Annotated in this window: 11 protein-coding genes and 1 riboswitch; of the genes, 8 read left to right on the top strand and 3 right to left on the bottom strand. The window is 68.8% G+C overall.

The features are described from left to right. The first annotated feature begins 29 nt into the window (after positions 1–29). Together ACIQTX_RS08360 and gdhA are read left to right on the top strand one after the other, a co-directional pair. Positions 30–2,726, top strand: coding sequence for a phosphoenolpyruvate carboxylase (locus ACIQTX_RS08360; RefSeq protein ID WP_402971139.1), 2,697 nt, complete (start codon positions 30–32; stop codon positions 2,724–2,726). Between the two features lie 131 nt (positions 2,727–2,857). Then, positions 2,858–4,228: an NADP-specific glutamate dehydrogenase gene (gene gdhA / locus ACIQTX_RS08355; protein WP_402971136.1), complete on the top strand. Its 1,371-nt coding sequence runs from the start codon at positions 2,858–2,860 to the stop codon at positions 4,226–4,228. A gap of 66 nt (positions 4,229–4,294) precedes the next feature. Here the strand turns inward: gdhA and ACIQTX_RS08350 are convergent, their stop codons facing one another. From ACIQTX_RS08350 to mfd, 3 genes are all read right to left on the bottom strand, one after another. Continuing rightward, positions 4,295–5,722 carry an APC family permease gene (locus tag ACIQTX_RS08350; protein ID WP_402971134.1) on the bottom strand — a complete coding sequence of 476 codons (1,428 nt, stop codon included), beginning with the start codon at positions 5,720–5,722 and terminating at the stop codon, positions 4,295–4,297. Between the two features lie 186 nt (positions 5,723–5,908). Next, positions 5,909–6,535, bottom strand: a complete 627-nt coding sequence (locus ACIQTX_RS08345; protein WP_402971131.1) for a gamma carbonic anhydrase family protein — start codon at positions 6,533–6,535, stop codon at positions 5,909–5,911. A gap of 34 nt (positions 6,536–6,569) precedes the next feature. Next, entirely contained in the window at positions 6,570–10,145 is a 3,576-nt protein-coding gene (gene mfd, locus ACIQTX_RS08340; protein WP_402971128.1) for a transcription-repair coupling factor, read from the bottom strand. A 77-nt stretch (positions 10,146–10,222) separates the two neighbouring features. Between mfd and ACIQTX_RS08335 the strand changes: the two genes are divergently transcribed. The 6 genes from ACIQTX_RS08335 to ribH all read left to right on the top strand — a co-directional run bounded on the left by ACIQTX_RS08335 (position 10,223) and on the right by ribH (position 15,412). Then, positions 10,223–10,786: a GNAT family N-acetyltransferase gene (locus tag ACIQTX_RS08335; protein ID WP_402971125.1), complete on the top strand. Its 564-nt coding sequence runs from the start codon at positions 10,223–10,225 to the stop codon at positions 10,784–10,786. 67 nt (positions 10,787–10,853) lie between these two features. Further along, positions 10,854–11,717, top strand: coding sequence for an Fpg/Nei family DNA glycosylase (locus tag ACIQTX_RS08330; protein ID WP_402971123.1), 864 nt, complete (start codon positions 10,854–10,856; stop codon positions 11,715–11,717). 79 nt (positions 11,718–11,796) lie between these two features. Further along, a riboswitch (FMN riboswitch) is annotated at positions 11,797–11,941 on the top strand. A 63-nt stretch (positions 11,942–12,004) separates the two neighbouring features. Beyond that, the gene (gene ribD, locus ACIQTX_RS08325) at positions 12,005–13,048 is read left to right on the top strand and encodes a bifunctional diaminohydroxyphosphoribosylaminopyrimidine deaminase/5-amino-6-(5-phosphoribosylamino)uracil reductase RibD (RefSeq protein ID WP_402971121.1); all 1,044 of its coding nucleotides are present in this window, start codon (positions 12,005–12,007) and stop codon (positions 13,046–13,048) included. Beyond that, complete coding sequence (locus tag ACIQTX_RS08320; protein ID WP_402971118.1) at positions 13,048–13,677, top strand: riboflavin synthase; 630 nt, start codon at positions 13,048–13,050, stop codon at positions 13,675–13,677. Before ribD ends, ACIQTX_RS08320 begins: the two co-directional genes overlap by 1 nt. After that, complete coding sequence (locus tag ACIQTX_RS08315; protein WP_028503764.1) at positions 13,674–14,942, top strand: bifunctional 3,4-dihydroxy-2-butanone-4-phosphate synthase/GTP cyclohydrolase II; 1,269 nt, start codon at positions 13,674–13,676, stop codon at positions 14,940–14,942. Before ACIQTX_RS08320 ends, ACIQTX_RS08315 begins: the two co-directional genes overlap by 4 nt. Further along, complete coding sequence (gene ribH, locus ACIQTX_RS08310; protein WP_028503763.1) at positions 14,939–15,412, top strand: 6,7-dimethyl-8-ribityllumazine synthase; 474 nt, start codon at positions 14,939–14,941, stop codon at positions 15,410–15,412. Before ACIQTX_RS08315 ends, ribH begins: the two co-directional genes overlap by 4 nt. The last annotated feature ends 25 nt before the right edge of the window (positions 15,413–15,437 follow it).

The raw sequence follows: 15,437 nt of genomic DNA, 5'->3' as shown, positions 1-15,437 counted from the left end.
ACCCCTTCCACGAGGGATACTCTCGAAGGGTGACCCCCGCACACTCCTTCTCCGAGCCCACGAACACCGAGGCCATCCGCGTGATCGGCCGCTTCGAAGCAGGCCAGGGCATCCCCGATGCCATGCGCACCGACGTCCGCATGCTCGGCCAGCTGCTCGGCCAGGTGCTGCGCGAAGCCGGCGGCGACGGACTCTTCGAAGACGTCGAGCGACTGCGACTCGCGACGATCCAGGCGTATGACCAGGAGACCCCCGACGCTTTCGAGCGCGCAGCGGCCATCGCCGAGTCGTTCACGGTCGCTCGCGCCGACGAGGTCGCACGCGCGTTCACCTGCTACTTCCACCTCGTGAACCTCGCCGAGGAGCACCAGCGCGTGCGCGTGCTGCGCGAGCGTGCCGGGCAGCCGGGCCGCGAGGATGCCGCCGACACCGTCGCGACGGCGTACGCGCGGCTGCGCACCGAGGTCGGCGACGACGAGGCCCGCCGCCGCTTGGAGGGCCTCCGCTTCCACCCGGTCTTCACCGCGCACCCGACCGAGGCCCGCCGCCGCGCGGTGTCATCGAGCATCCGTCGTCTTTCCGAGCTGCTCACGCAGCACGATGCGGCGAGCGAGGGCGGCTCGGAGGAGCACCGTGCCCGCCGGCGGATGCTGGAGGAGATCGACACGCTCTGGCGCACGGCTCCGCTGCGGTCGCAGAAGCCGTCTCCGACCGACGAGGTCCGCACCGTGATGGGTGTGTTCGACGAGACGCTCTTCACCACGGTGCCGCACGTGTACCGCCGCATCGACGACGCGCTTCGCGGCGAGGACTCCGGATCGAGCGCCCCGGTGGTTCCCGCCTTCGTGCGGATCGGCTCCTGGGTGGGCGGCGACCGTGACGGTAACCCGTTCGTCACGGCATCGGTCACCCGCGAGGCGTCGCAGATCGCGGCCGACCACGTGCTGCGCGGCCTCGAACGCGCCCTGGAGCGCATCGGCCGGACCCTCACGCTCGCCTCCGACGACACTCCGCCGAGCGCCGAGGTCACAGCCCTCTGGGAGCGGTTCGTCGCGGCGGAGCCGGAGCTTGCCGCCGAGCTCGCCACCCGCTCGCCCGATGAGCCGCATCGTCGCGTGCTGCTGGTGCTGGCGCGTCGCGTCGCCGCCACGCGCCACGGTGATGACGGCGCACAGGCCTACTCGCGTCCCGAGGAGCTGCTCGCCGATCTCCGCGCAGTGCAGTCGTCGCTCGCGGATGCCGGAGCGAAGCGGCATGCGTTCGGCGGCGTGCAGCACCTGATCTGGCAGGTCGAGACCTACGGCTTCCACCTCACCGAGCTCGAGGTGCGGCAGCACTCCCAGGTGCACGCGAAGGCCCTCGCCGAGCTGGAGAGCGGTGCGGCGATCAGCGCGCAGACCGAAGAGGTGCTCGAGCTCTTCCGTGTCATCGCCGACATCCAGCGCGACCGTGGACTTCAGGCCGCCGGCCGCTACGTGGTGTCGTTCACCCAGGCCGCATCCGACCTCGCGAACGTGCACCGACTCGCGAAGCACGCGCTCGGAGAAGACGCACCGGTGCTCGACGTCGTCCCCCTGTTCGAGACGTTCGCCGACCTCCAGGCGGCACCCGAGATCCTCGCCGAGGCGGTGACGTTCCCGGAGTATCGGGCCCGCATGGCCGCGACCGGCAACCGGCTCGAGGTCATGCTCGGCTACTCGGACTCGTCGAAGGATGTCGGCCCAGTGGCCGCGAACCTCGCACTGTACGAGGCGCAGGAGAAGATCGCACGGTGGGCCAAGGAGTCCGGCATCGAGCTGACGCTCTTCCACGGTCGTGGCGGCGCACTCGGACGCGGCGGCGGCCCCGCCAACTCCGCGATCCTCGCGCAGCCTCCGCACTCGGTCGACGGCCGGTTCAAGCTCACCGAGCAGGGCGAGGTCATCTTCGCCCGCTACGGCGAGCCCGCGATCGCGATGCGGCACATCGATCAGGTCGCCGCGGCGACGCTGCTCGCATCCTCCCCCACCGAGGAGGAGCGCACGAGCCGTGCAGCCGCCCGCTACGCCGAGGTCGCATCCATCATGGATGCCGCGTCCCGCGAACGGTTCTTCTCGCTCGTGAAGGCGGAGGGCTTCGCTCCCTGGTTCGCCACCGTGACGCCGATGGAGGAGATCGGGCTGCTCGCGCTCGGTTCCCGCCCCGCCCGTCGTGGGCTGTCGGTCGAGTCGCTGGAAGACCTGCGGGCGATCCCGTGGGTGTTCGCGTGGACACAGGCCCGCATCAACCTCGCCGGCTGGTTCGGTCTCGGCACCGCCCTGGATGCTGTGGGCGACGAAGAGCTGCTCGTCGAGGCCTACCAGGAGTGGCCGCTTCTTCGCACCATGATCGACAACGTCGCGATGAGCCTCGCCAAGACCGACGAGCGCATCGCCCGCCAGTACCTGGCGCTCGGCGACCGCGACGACCTGGCGCAGCTCGTGCTCGACGAACTCGCGAGCACGCGACGCTGGGTGATCCGGCTCACCGGCGGCGAGCGCCTCCTCGAGAACAAGCCCGTCCTGCAGCGCGCCGTGCAGTTGCGCAGCCCGTATGTCGACGCTCTCTCGCTGCTGCAGCTCCGCGCTCTCCGGGCGCTGCGGTCGGCCGAAGGCGGCGCGACGGGCTCCGGCGCCGATGCGGAACAGCAGCGTCTGCTGCTGCTCTCGGTCAGCGGCGTTGCCGCAGGCCTTCAGAACACCGGGTGACCGCCCGCCCCCGACCGAGCGGGAATCGACCCTTTCGGTGCCCACTAGAGTGAAATCTCTGCCGGATCCGGCACAGCCTCACGCGACACGATCGCCTGCAACACCATCCCCCACCAGAAAGCTCCTTCCGCGTGACCGCTAAGACTCCCGCCGATTTCCATCCGCTCGCAGCCTCGGTGCAGCCCGTCTTCGACACGGTGCTCTCTCGCAGCCCCTACGAGCCGGAGTTCCACCAGGCCGTCCACGAGGTTTTGCACTCGATCGCGCCTGTCCTGGAGAAGCACCCGGAGTATGTCGACGGTGGCATCCTCGAGCGGCTCGTCGAGCCCGAGCGCCAGATCCTGTTCCGCGTGCCGTGGATCGACGACTCGGGCAAGCTCCAGGTCAACCGCGGCTACCGCATCCAGTTCTCCTCGGTGCTCGGTCCGTACAAGGGCGGGCTGCGCTTCCACCCCTCGGTGAACCTCTCCATCATCAAGTTCCTGGGCTTCGAGCAGATCTTCAAGAACGCGCTCACCGGTCAGGGCATCGGCGGCGGCAAGGGCGGCTCCGACTTCGACCCGCACGGCAAGTCCGACGCCGAGGTCATGCGCTTCTGCCAGTCGTTCATGAACGAGCTGTACCGCCACCTCGGCGAGCACACCGACGTTCCCGCGGGCGACATCGGCGTCGGCGGCCGGGAGATCGGCTATCTCTTCGGCCAGTACCGCAAGGTCACCAACCGTCACGAGTCCGGCATGTTCACCGGCAAGGGCACGGGCTGGGGTGGCGCCGAGGTGCGCACCGAGGCCACCGGTTACGGCGCGGTGTTCTTCGCGCAGGAGATGCTCGCCGTGCACAGCGACTCCCTCGCGGGCAAGCGCGTCGGCATCTCGGGCTCCGGCAACGTCGCGATCTACGCGATCCAGAAGGCCACTCAGCTCGGCGCGACCGCGGTGACGGCATCCGACTCCTCCGGCTACGTCGTCGACGATGCCGGGATCGACGTCGACCTGCTGCGTCAGATCAAGGAGGTCGAGCGCGCCCGCATCGTCGAGTACGCCAACCGCCGCCCGAGCGCCCGCTTCGTCGAGGGCGGCAGCGTCTGGGAGGTCCCGGTCGACATCGCAGTGCCCTCCGCCACACAGAACGAGGTCAGCCTCGCCGATGCCGAGGCCCTGATCGCGAACGGTGTGCGTGCCGTCTCCGAGGGCGCGAACATGCCCTGCGTGCCGGATGCGGTCGACGCCTTCCAGAAGGCGGGCGTGCTGTTCGCCCCGGGCAAGGCCGCGAACGCCGGTGGCGTCGCGACCTCTGCACTCGAGATGAGCCAGAACGCCTCCCGCCAGCGCTGGAGCTTCGGCGACAGCGAGAACAAGCTGCGCGAGATCATGGCCGACATCCACGACGCCGCGTTCGACGCTGCAGAGCGTCACGACGTCGCCGGTGACTACGTCGCCGGTGCCAACATCGCGGGCTTCGAGCGCGTCGCCGCGGCCATGCTCGCCCAGGGCGTCATCTGATCCCTGACCAGACGCACGAGAGCCGCCTCCCTTCCCGGGAGGCGGCTCTCGTCGTGTGCAGCGGTGTCAGCTCTCGTCGACGGACACCTTGACCACCTTGTTGTATCCGGTCACCGCCTGGTTCTCATCGAACGCGACGACCTTCTTGCGGAAGCCCTTCGTGATGATGGCGAGGTAGATCAGCCCGATCGCCGTCCACACCAAGCCACCGCGCAGGGCGTCCTCGTGCAGGTTCGCCCAGAGCAGCCCCGTGAGGATCATGCCGATCCCCGGCATCACGATGAAGTTGAAGATGTCGCCGGGGGTCTTGCGACGCCCCTTGCGGATCGCGAACCATGCGATCACCGAGATGTTGACGAACGTGAATGCGATCAGCGCGCCGAAGTTGATCCACGCCGCGATCAGTTCGAGCGTGAACGGGATCGCCAACAGCGAGATCGCACCGACCAGCACGATGTTGAACGTCGGCGTGTGGGTGCGCGGGTTGATGTACCCGAACGCCTTCTGCGGAAGCACGTTGTTGCGCCCCATCACCAGCAGCATCCGCGACACCGACGCGTGCGAGGCGAGACCCGAGGCGAGTGTGGCGCAGAACCCCGCGGCCGTCAGCACGGCCATGAGCACGGGCCCGCCGACCAGTTCTCCGATGACGGGCAGGGTCGAATCCTCCACGAACTGCATGTCGCCACCTGGTGCGAACTCGTTCCAGTCGGGGAAGCGCAGTTGCGTGAGGTAGCCGGAGATCAGGAAGATCGCCCCGCCCAGCAGCACCGTGAGGAGGATGGCCTTCGGCATGATCTTCGGATCCTTCGCCTCCTCCGCGTACATCGTGACGGCGTCGAATCCGATGAACGAGAAGCAGACGATCGTCGCGCCCATCAGCACCGCGCTCATCGTCGCGCCGTCGTGGAAGAACGGCGTCATCGAGGCGATCGTGCCGGCCCCCTCTCCGCGCATGAGCTGCGCGACCACCATCACGACGAACACCGCCATCACGACGATCGAGAAGACCAGAAGGATCATGTTCATGTTCGAGGTGCCGCGCATGGTCAGGTAGATGACGCTCGTGACGAGGATGCAGTACAGCACCACCCAGATCCAGCCCGGGATCTCGGGGAAGAGCGCCTCCAGGTAGCTGCGGATGATGAGGCAGTTCACCATCGGCAGCAGCACGTAGTCGATCAGCGAGGTCCACCCGACCATGAAGCCCAGGTTCGGGTGGATCGACTCCCGCACGTAGGTGTAGGCGGATCCGGCGCTCGGGATCGCGCGGGAGATCTTGCCATAGCTGATCGCGGTGAACACCATCACGACCAGAGCGACGGCGTAGGCGGCAGGAACCACGTTGTCGGTGTCGCGGGCGACCATGCCGAAGGTGTCGAACACGACCGTCGGCGTCATGTAACCGAGCCCGAGCCCGACGATCGCCCACAGCCCGAGATTTCGTCTGAGCGTTCCTCCACCTTGCGCGAGCGGCTTCGTCTTCGTGGCCATGGGTACTCCTCAGGGGACAGCGCATGGGTCGGACTTCGGGTCGTCCGACGCTGAGCAACAGTATGGACCGGAGGTAATCGTCAGCGCTACGGCGAATCTGGCACGAAATGCGCATTTAACAATTGAAAAGCACACGCGATTCGAAGATGGGTGCGTCGGCTGCTGCGCCGATCATCCCCCGTGGCGCTACCGGCGGTGTGTGTGGTCGAGGCCCGAGTCGACGCTCACGTCGTGCGCATGCCGCGCGAGCGAGGTGCCGTAGCGCTCGGTCAGCTGCACCATCAGATCGGGGGTGTCCCGGTCGACGCCGAACACGTGCCCCGGGAAGTCGAGGTCGGGCTGTGCCGCCGCGATCTCCTGTTCACGATCCGGGGAGTACAGCTTCGCCGGATCTCCCACGGCCACCCACCCGATCGGCACGACGGTACCCTCCGGCAGCACCGCGCGGCGGAGCACGATCGCGTTGACGCGGATCTCGCAGCGTGGTCCGATCAGGGAGCCGTTGAAGAGTCGCGACCCCGAGGCGAGGAACGTCTCCTCGCCCACTGTCGCGCCGGCGATGCTCGACAGCGTGCCGATCAGGGTGTGCGCACCGATGTGCACCGCGTTGGCCGCGGTCGCCCTGATGAGGGCGTTCTCCATCACGATGACGTGCTCGCCGAGGGTGATCGCCCCTCCTTCGGCGGTGATCACGGCGCCGTGCAGCACCTGGCAGCCCGGGCCGATCTCCACGTCGCCGGAGACGACGGCGGTGGGGGCGATGACGGCGGTGTCATGGACGCGGGGCCGAGCCCCGAGGTGCTCGTACAACATGCGGCCAGACTAGTCCTGCGACTGCCGCCGCGCGCTACTCGGCCTTCACCGGCTCGGGGAAGATCGCGGTGAAGAGCTGGCCGACCCACTCGAGCAGCGGAGCGTCGGTCAACGGCTCGAGACCGACGCCGACCGCGGCAGGGATGGTGGGCATCGGCACGACCAGCGCCTCTCCCCCGGCGACGAGCTTCGCCTTCGGGTACAGCCGTTGCAACCGCACCTTGATCGAGTCTTCGAGGTGTGCCGGCGCGATGCGCAGGTTCGAGCCCATCACGACGACATCCGTCAGCCCTGCTCTGGCGGCACGGCGGCGCAGCCGCGAGATCGCCAGCAGCCCCTCGACCTCTTCGGGCGGAGTGCCGTACCGGTCGATGAGCTCCTCGATCACCAGGTCGATCGCGTCGTCCTTCGCCGTCGCCGCCGAAGCCGCCGAGAGCTTCTGGTAAGCCTCCAGGCGCAGTCGCTCGCTGTCGATGTAGTACTCGGGGATACGGGCATCCAGCGGCAGCTCGAGTCGCAGCTCCTGCCCGGTCTCGACCTCGTCGCCGCGGAAGGTCGCGACGGCCTCGCCGATCATGCGCAGATAGAGGTCGAAGCCCACACCGGCGATGTGACCGGCCTGCTCTGCACCCAGCATGTTTCCCGCGCCGCGCAGTTCGAGGTCTTTCAGGGCCACCTGCATGCCCGAGCCCAGCTCGTTGTTGACCGCGATCGTCTGCAGACGGTCGGCCGCGGTCTCCGAGAGCGGCTTCATCTCGTCGTACAGGAAGTACGCGTAGGCGCGCTCGCGGCCACGACCGACGCGGCCGCGCAGCTGGTGCAGCTGGCTGAGGCCGTACTTGTCTGCACGGTCGATGATGATCGTGTTCGCGTTCGCGATGTCGAGGCCGGTCTCGATGATCGTCGTCGAGACGAGCACGTCGAACTTGCGCTCCCAGAAGTCGTCGACGACCTGCTCGAGCTGGTGCTCGCCCATCTGCCCGTGGGCGACGGCGATTCGCGCTTCCGGCACGAGCTCGGCCAACTCACTCGCCACGCGCTGGATCGACTGCACGCGGTTGTGGACGAAGAAGATCTGTCCCTCGCGCAGGATCTCACGACGGATCGCCGCCGTCATCTGCTTGTCGCTGCGGGGTCCGACGAAGGAGAGGATCGGGTGCCGGTCCTCCGGCGGGGTCGCGAGGGTCGACATCTCCCTGATCCCCGTCACCGCCATCTCGAGCGTGCGCGGGATGGGCGTCGCGCTCATGGCGAGGATGTCGACGTTGGTCTTCATCTTCTTGAGCGTGTCCTTGTGCTCGACGCCGAACCGCTGCTCCTCATCGATGATCATCAGGCCGAGGTCTTTGAACAGGACGCCCTCGGTGAGGATGCGGTGCGTGCCGATCACCATGTCGACCGACCCCTCGAGCAGACCCTGCAGTGTGAGCCTGGCCTCCTTGTCAGTCTGGAACCGCGACAGCGCTCGCACCTTCACCGGGAAGCCTGCGAAGCGCTCCGTGAATGTTTCCATGTGCTGCTTCACGAGCAGCGTCGTCGGCACGAGCATCGCGACCTGCTTGCCGTCCTGGATCGCCTTGAAGGCCGCGCGCACGGCGACCTCGGTCTTGCCGAAGCCGACGTCACCGGAGAGTAGCCGGTCCATCGGGATGGGCCGCTCCATGTCGGCCTTGATCTCGTCGATGGTCTGCAGCTGATCGGGCGTCTCGGCGAACGGGAACGCCTCCTCCAGCTCGCGCTGCCATGGGGTGTCCGGCCCGAAAGCGTGGCCCTTCGCGCTCATGCGGGCGGAGTAGAGCTTCACGAGCTCGACGGCGATGTCCCGAACGGCCTTGCGGGCCTTGCCCTTGGCCTGCGACCAGTCGCTGCCGCCCATCTTCGAGAGCGTCGGGGCCTCGCCGCCGACGTACTTCGAGAGGGCGTCAAGCTGATCGGTCGGAACGAACAGCTTGTCGCCCGGGTAGCCGCGCTTGGACGGTGCGTACTCGAGCACGAGGTAGTCGCGGATCGACTTGGTGGCGTTGCGGCCGCCGGTGGACACCTCGCGCTGGGTCATCTCGACGAAGCGGCCGATGCCGTGGGTCGCGTGCACGACGAAGTCACCCTGCTTGAGTTGCAGCGGGTCGACGACGTTCTTGCGACGGGACGCGAGCTTCTTGACGACACGCTGGTCGCCGCCGATCGTGCGGCCGTAGAACTCGTTGTCGGTGAGGACGGCGAGCTTCGCCTCCGCCACCTGGAAACCGGCCTCGACCGATCCGGTGACCAGCGTCGCGACACCGCCCTCCGGTGCGTCGGTCAATGTCTCGACGACGCGTGCGGCAAGTCCCCGGTCGGCGAGCACATCGCGAGCCCGGTCGACCAGACCGTGACCGGCCGCGATCACCACCACCCGCCAGCCGTCGGTCACCTTCGCCTCGACGAAGGAGATCGCCCCGTCGACGTTGCCGTGGAAGGAGGGGATGACGGCGGCGCCGAGGTTCGCGGCATCGACGTCGCCCTCGCCGAGCCCCGCGCCGAACGGACTCAGCCGCCACCACACACCCCCGCGGTCGCGCACCACCTCACGCAGCTCGGCGATCGTCAGGAAATCGCCGGCACCGAGGTCGATGGGTGCGGAGGCGCCGGATGTGGCCGCGCTCCAGGCGGCGTCGAGGAACTCGCGGTTCGTCTCGCGCAGGGTGATGGCGCGCGCTGTCGAGCGCTCGGGGTCGACGACGGCCGTGGCACTGCCGGCAGGCAGATACTCGGCAAGGGACTTGAGTGGTCCGGCCACCGCCGGCAGCAGCGATTCCATCCCCTCGACCGGGATGCCCTCGGCCATCTTCTCGAGCATGCCGGAGATCGCCGGGAACGTGCCGACGAGCGCACGCGCGCGATCGCGGACGTCGGCCGTGAGCAGCAGTTCGCGCGTCGGAGGGAGGTCGACACCGGAGACATCGCCGGGGAGCGACCGCTGATCTGCGACCGAGAAAGCACGGATCTGATCGATCTCGTCGCCGAAGAACTCCACGCGGTACGGGTGCTCCGAGACCGGCGGGAAGACATCGAGGATGCCTCCGCGCACCGCGAACTCGCCACGCCGCGACACCATGTCGACCCGGGAGTACGCCCGCTCGACCAGCTGCTCGACGACACGGTCGAGCTCGTGGCCTCGGCTGCCCGACGCGAGTTCGAGAGGGGCGATCTCGCCCAGGTTCCCCGCGATCGGCTGCAGTGCTGCCCGCACCGAGGCGATGACGACGAGGGGGTGATCGCCCGACCAGTCCGCGATCCGACGGAGCGTCTGCAGGCGCTGACCGACCGTGTCGGGGCTCGGACTGAGCCGCTCGTGCGGAAGGGTCTCCCACGCCGGGAAGGTGAGGATGTCGGCGTCGGGCAGATAGGCCTGCATCGCCAGCGCGAGGCTCTCGGCTCGTCGACCCGTGGGTACGACCGCGAGGAGGGCCGCCGGGTGTCCCGCCGCGGTCCGCTTCTCGAGCAGACCGGCGAGCGCCGGAGCATCGAGTCCGTCGACCAGGCCGAGGTCGGCGTCGGTGTGCGCCCAGCTGAGGGCGTCACGGTACAGAGACGCCTCTTCCAAGGCGCGCAGAATCCCCGGAACAGTCACCGGATAAGACTAGTCGCGCCCACGGACACTCCGGCCCGCGCCCGTCGTCTCCGCTTCGGGCTCACTACGCTGTCGGGATGGAATCCGTCACCCTGACCACCGAACGACTCGTGCTGCGCGCACCATCCGAGGCGGATGTCGATGCGATCGCGAACGCGTGCCAGGACCCGGAGATCCCACGGTGGACGACTGTCCCGAGCCCGTACACGCGCGGCGATGCCGAGTCGTTCGTGCGTCTCGTGACCGGCTCGTGGGCTGACGACTCGGAGTACGTGTGGGGCCTGCACGCCGACGGCGTCCTCATCGGCATGATCGGTCTTCACAACATCGGCGATCACTTCACCGGCAGGCACGCGGAGCTGGGCTACTGGGTCACGGCCGACGCCCGCGGCAAGGGGTACCTTGTCGAGGCCGCCCGCGCCGTGATCGACTGGGGTTTCACAGGGCTCGGACTCGCGCGCATCCGGTGGCAGGCCGTGGCGGGGAACATCCCCTCTGCACGCGCCGCCCGTGCCCTCGGCTTCCGCTATGAGGGCCTCCAGCGCCAGGCCCTCACGAGTCCGCGTGGCCGCGACGACGGATGGATGGCCGGGCTGCTGCCGACGGATGACCGCACGCCGGTCGACTGGCCGATCCTCTGAGCTGCCGCTGGCCGATCCTCTGAGCTGCCGCTGGCCCAGTGTCGACGGCGGATGGCAGGATGAACGCATGCCCGAGATGCCGGAAGTGCAGGGACTCACCGCCTTTCTCGGCGAGCGCGCGGTGGGCCGGACCATCACCAAGGCGACCGTCGCAGCGATCGCTGCGCTGAAGACCTACGACCCGCAGATCACCGCGCTGCAGGGTGCCACGATCACGGCGTCCGCGCGTCTCGGCAAGTTCGTCGTACTCACCTGCAGCGACGAGTTGCACCTCGTGTTCCACCTGGCGAAGGCCGGGTGGCTGCGCTGGTACGAGACACTCCCCACGACGCTCATCAAGCCGGGCAAGTCACCCATCGCCCTGCGCATCGCTCTCGATGACGGCAGCGGGTTCGACCTCACCGAAGCGGGGACCAAGAAATCGCTCGCCGTCTACGTCGTGCGAGATCCGCAGGAGGTACCGGGCATCGCCCGGCTCGGTCCCGATCCGCTCGACCCCTCATTCACCCGCGAGGCATTCGCCGCGCTGCTCGACGATCGGCGGATGCAGATCAAGGGGCTGCTGCGCGATCAGGCGGTGATCGCGGGCATCGGCAACGCCTACTCCGACGAGATCCTGCATGCCGCGCGCATGTCGCCGTATGCGATCGCCGGAAAGCTCGACGATGCGGAGATCGACCGCCTGTTCGAGGCCATGCGCGAGACGCTCACCGAGGCGGTCGCCGAAGCCTCCGGCAAGCCGCCCGCCGACCTCAAAGACGCCAAGCGCCGCGGGATGCAGGTGCATGCCCGCCGCGGAGAGGCCTGCCCGGTGTGCGGCGACAAGGTGCGCAGCGTGTTCTTCGCCGATCGTTCGCTCGAGTACTGCCCCACCTGTCAGACCGGCGGCAAGGTGCTCGCCGACCGGCGGCTCTCGCGACTGTTGAAGTGACGGCTACCGCTTCTCGGTGCTGCCTGTCCATGTCTTGGAATGAAATGTGTCCAGACGCGTTGAGTACACTCAGAGCAACAACGTGCTCCGGGGTCGGTGAGAATCCGAACCGGCGGTGACAGTCCGCGAGCGTCTCGAGAGATCGAGATGCCGATCCGGTGGAATTCCGGGACCGACGGTGATGTGAGGGAGACCTCGCTAGTCCGGAAGGGAGGCAGCACGAGGCGCGTGCGTGCGTCCGTTCCGCCACCCCCTCTCGCCCCTGGAGCCTCAGAGGAGGACGACGGATGGCAGTGAACGCGGCAGAGCGCAGCGCGATGGACCGCGCGCTCCAGCTCGCCACCCGCGGACCGCGCGGGGCGAACCCGCAGGTCGGCGCGGTCATCCTCTCCCCCGACGGCACGGTTCTCGCGGAGGGCTGGCACCATGGCGCGGGCACTCCGCACGCGGAGGTCGACGCGCTCTCGAAGCTCGACCCTGGTGCCGCCACCGGTGCCACAGCCGTCGTCACCCTCGAGCCCTGCAACCACACCGGACGTACCGGGCCCTGCGCTGTCGCGCTCATCGAAGCCGGTGTCTCGCGCGTGGTCTACGCGCTCGATGACCCCGGGGTCGCCTCGGGCGGCGGCGCCGAACGGCTGCGTGCCGCCGGCGTCGACGTCGAGGCCGGCGAGCAGGCGGATGCCGCGCAGGCTCTGATCGACGGTTGGCTCACGGCCCAGCGACTCGGGCGCCCGCACATCACGGTCAAGTGGGCCCAGAGCCTCGACGGCCGTGCGGCCGCCGACGACGGATCGAGCCAGTGGATCACGGGACCGGCCGCCCGCGCCGACGTGCACCGCCGCCGCGCGGAGGCCGACGCCATCGCGGTCGGCATCGGGACCGTCCTCGCCGACGATCCTGCCCTCACGGCGCGCGAAGGCGACGCCCTGCTGCCGCACCAGCCGATCCCGGTGATCATCGGGTCGCGGCCCACTCCGGCCGACGCCGCGGTGCGCCGGCACCCGCACACCCCGCTGTTCTTCGACACCCACGATCTGCATGCGGTCATGGCAGACCTGCACACCCGCGGTGTGCAGAGCCTGTTCGTCGAGGGCGGTCCGACGCTCGCCAGCGCCTTCATCGAGGCGGGGCTCGCCGACCGCGTGCTCGCCTACATCGCCCCTGTGCTGCTCGGCGGGCGCCGACTCGCCCTGACCGACATCGGGGTCGGATCCATCGACGAAGCACGCCGCCTGACCGTCGAGGAGTGGGTGCCCCTCGGCGACGACCTGCTCGCGATCGCGCACCCTGTCCAAGACGCAGATCCTCAGAACGAAGGAGCCGCCTGATGTTCACCGGAATCATCGAGGAGATGGGCGAGATCACCGCGATCGCACCCGCAGGCGACGGCTGGCGCCTGACCGTGCGCGCCCCTCGCGCCGCCGCGGATGCCGTGCACGGCGAGTCCATCGCCGTCTCGGGTGTCTGCTTGACCGTGGTCGGCTCGACCGCCGACACCTTCGACACCGACGTGATGAAGCAGACGCTCGACGTCGCCGCGATCGGGTCGGCATCCATCGGCACCCGCGTGAACATCGAGAAGGCGATGCCGGTCGGCGCGCGGCTCGGCGGACACATCGTGCAGGGCCATGTCGACGGCGTCGGCGACGTGCTCGAGGTGCGACCGGGCGCGCAGTGGAGCGTGCTGCGCATCAGCCTGCCGACCGACCTCGCCCCGCTCGTCGTCGACAAGGGTTCGATCTCGGTCGACGGCACCTCCCTGACCGTGAGCGCCGTCAGCGTCCCCGCCGACCCGTCCCCCTGGTTCGAGGTCTCCCTGATCCCGGAGACCCTCGCCGCGACCACCCTCGGCATGCGCGCCGTCGGCGACCGCGTGAACCTGGAGACAGACATCCTCGCCCGTCACGTCGAGCGCCTGCTCGCGTTCCGCGCCGCACCGGAAGGAGGCTCGCGATGAGCCTTTCCACGATCCCCGAGGCCCTGGACGCGCTGCGCGCCGGGCGTCCCGTTCTCGTCGCCGACGACGAGAACCGCGAGAACGAGGGCGATGTGATCCTGTCGGCCGAGCTCGCGACCCCGGAGTGGGTGGCCTGGACGGTGCGGTGGTCGTCGGGGTTCATCTGCGCCCCGATGCCCACTGACCTCGCCGACCATCTGAACCTGCCGCCGATGGTCGCCGCCAGCGAAGATGCCCGTTCGACCGCCTACACGGTGAGCGTCGATGCGGCCCACGGCGTCACGACCGGCATCAGCGCCCACGATCGGGCCCACACGCTGAACGTGCTGGCGAACCCGGACTCGACGTCGACGAGCGTCATCCGCCCCGGACACGTGCTGCCGCTGCGTGCCGTCGACGGTGGCGTGCGTGAGCGCAGTGGTCACACCGAGGCAGCTGTCGAGCTCATGAAGCTCGCCGGTCTCCACCCGGTCGGTGCGATCGCCGAGGTGGTCGCCGAAGACGGCAGCATGATGCGTCTTCCTGGCCTGCTCGAACTCGGGGCCCGCGACGGCGTACCCGTCATCACCATCGAGCAGCTCATCGCCCACCTCAACGAGATCGATCCGGAGGGCGCGACACCCGGCGCGCACCGCGGCCGCCGAGTGAGCCTGCGCGCCGACGCCACCGTGCCGACCACGCACGGCACCTTCCGCTTCCTCGCCTACAAGGATCGCGTCACCGGCACCGACCACATCGCGGTCGTCTCGGGCGAGCCCGGCGACACCGCTCTCGTGCGCGTGCACTCCGAATGCCTCACCGGCGAAGCGTTCGGCTCGCTGAAGTGCGAGTGCGGGCCGCAGCTCGACGCCGCGCTCGACGCGATCGAGAAAGAGGACGGCATCGTGATCTACATGCGCGGCCACGAGGGACGCGGAATCGGTCTCATCAACAAGCTGCGCGCCTACAGTCTGCAAGAGGAGGGGCTCGACACGGTCGACGCCAACCTCGCGCTCGGGCTGCCGGCGGATGCCCGCGACTACGCCGCGGCTGCCGGGATCCTCGCCGATCTCGGTGTGTCGAAGGTGCGTCTGCTCACGAACAACACCGACAAGGTCGAGCAGCTGCGCGAACTCGGGCTCGACGTGATCGAGCAGGTGCCGCTGATCGTCGGCGTCGGACCGAACAACCACCAGTACCTGGAGACCAAGCGTGACCGGATGGGTCACATCATCGGCGAAGCGGCCCTCGCAGAGGCGCTCGCCCACGGAAGGGACGAGAAATGAGCGGCGCAGGAGCACCCGAGACCGGAAACATCGACGGACGCGGGCTGAACGTCGTCATCGTCGCCGGCACCTGGCACGAGACGATCTCGAACGGCCTGATCGCCGGCGCGGAGCGGGTGCTGGATGCGGCGCAGGCCACACATCGCCTGGTGCGAGTGCCCGGATCCTTCGAGCTCGCGATCGCCGCGCAGGCGGCATTCGCCGGCGGAGCGGACGCGGTGGTGGCTCTCGGTGTGATCATCCGCGGCGGGACCCCGCACTTCGAGTACGTGTCGGCGGCGACCACCGATGGCCTCACCCGCGTCGCCCTCGATGCCGGCAAGCCGGTCGGATTCGGCGTGCTCACCCTCGACGACGAGCAGCAGGGCCTCGATCGTGCGGGTCTCGAAGGCTCCAAGGAGGACAAGGGTGCAGAGGCAGCCGACGCCGCGCTGCGCACCGCCCTCGTGACCCGGGAGCTGCGCGGCTGAGGTCAGCCTGCCCTTGCTAGCGGCA

The sequence above is a fragment of the Microbacterium sp. NPDC090281 genome, from assembly GCF_044769635.1.
Lineage (GTDB): Bacteria > Actinomycetota > Actinomycetes > Actinomycetales > Microbacteriaceae > Microbacterium.
Note: the sequence above shows the minus strand (reverse complement) of the source record. Positions and strands in the feature narration are given on the sequence as shown.

Bases quoted from the DNA above. Each gene is read 5' to 3' on its own strand.
- ACIQTX_RS08350 (WP_402971134.1), bottom strand. From the start codon at position 5,722: ATGGCCACGAAGACGAAGCCGCTCGCGCAAGGTGGAGGAACGCTCAGA.
- ACIQTX_RS08345 (WP_402971131.1), bottom strand. From the start codon at position 6,535: ATGTTGTACGAGCACCTCGGGGCTCGGCCCCGCGTCCATGACACCGCC.
- ACIQTX_RS08335 (WP_402971125.1), top strand. From the start codon at position 10,223: ATGGAATCCGTCACCCTGACCACCGAACGACTCGTGCTGCGCGCACCA.
- ACIQTX_RS08330 (WP_402971123.1), top strand. From the start codon at position 10,854: ATGCCCGAGATGCCGGAAGTGCAGGGACTCACCGCCTTTCTCGGCGAG.
- ribD (WP_402971121.1), top strand. From the start codon at position 12,005: ATGGCAGTGAACGCGGCAGAGCGCAGCGCGATGGACCGCGCGCTCCAG.
- ACIQTX_RS08320 (WP_402971118.1), top strand. From the start codon at position 13,048: ATGTTCACCGGAATCATCGAGGAGATGGGCGAGATCACCGCGATCGCA.
- ACIQTX_RS08315 (WP_028503764.1), top strand. From the start codon at position 13,674: ATGAGCCTTTCCACGATCCCCGAGGCCCTGGACGCGCTGCGCGCCGGG.
- ribH (WP_028503763.1), top strand. From the start codon at position 14,939: ATGAGCGGCGCAGGAGCACCCGAGACCGGAAACATCGACGGACGCGGG.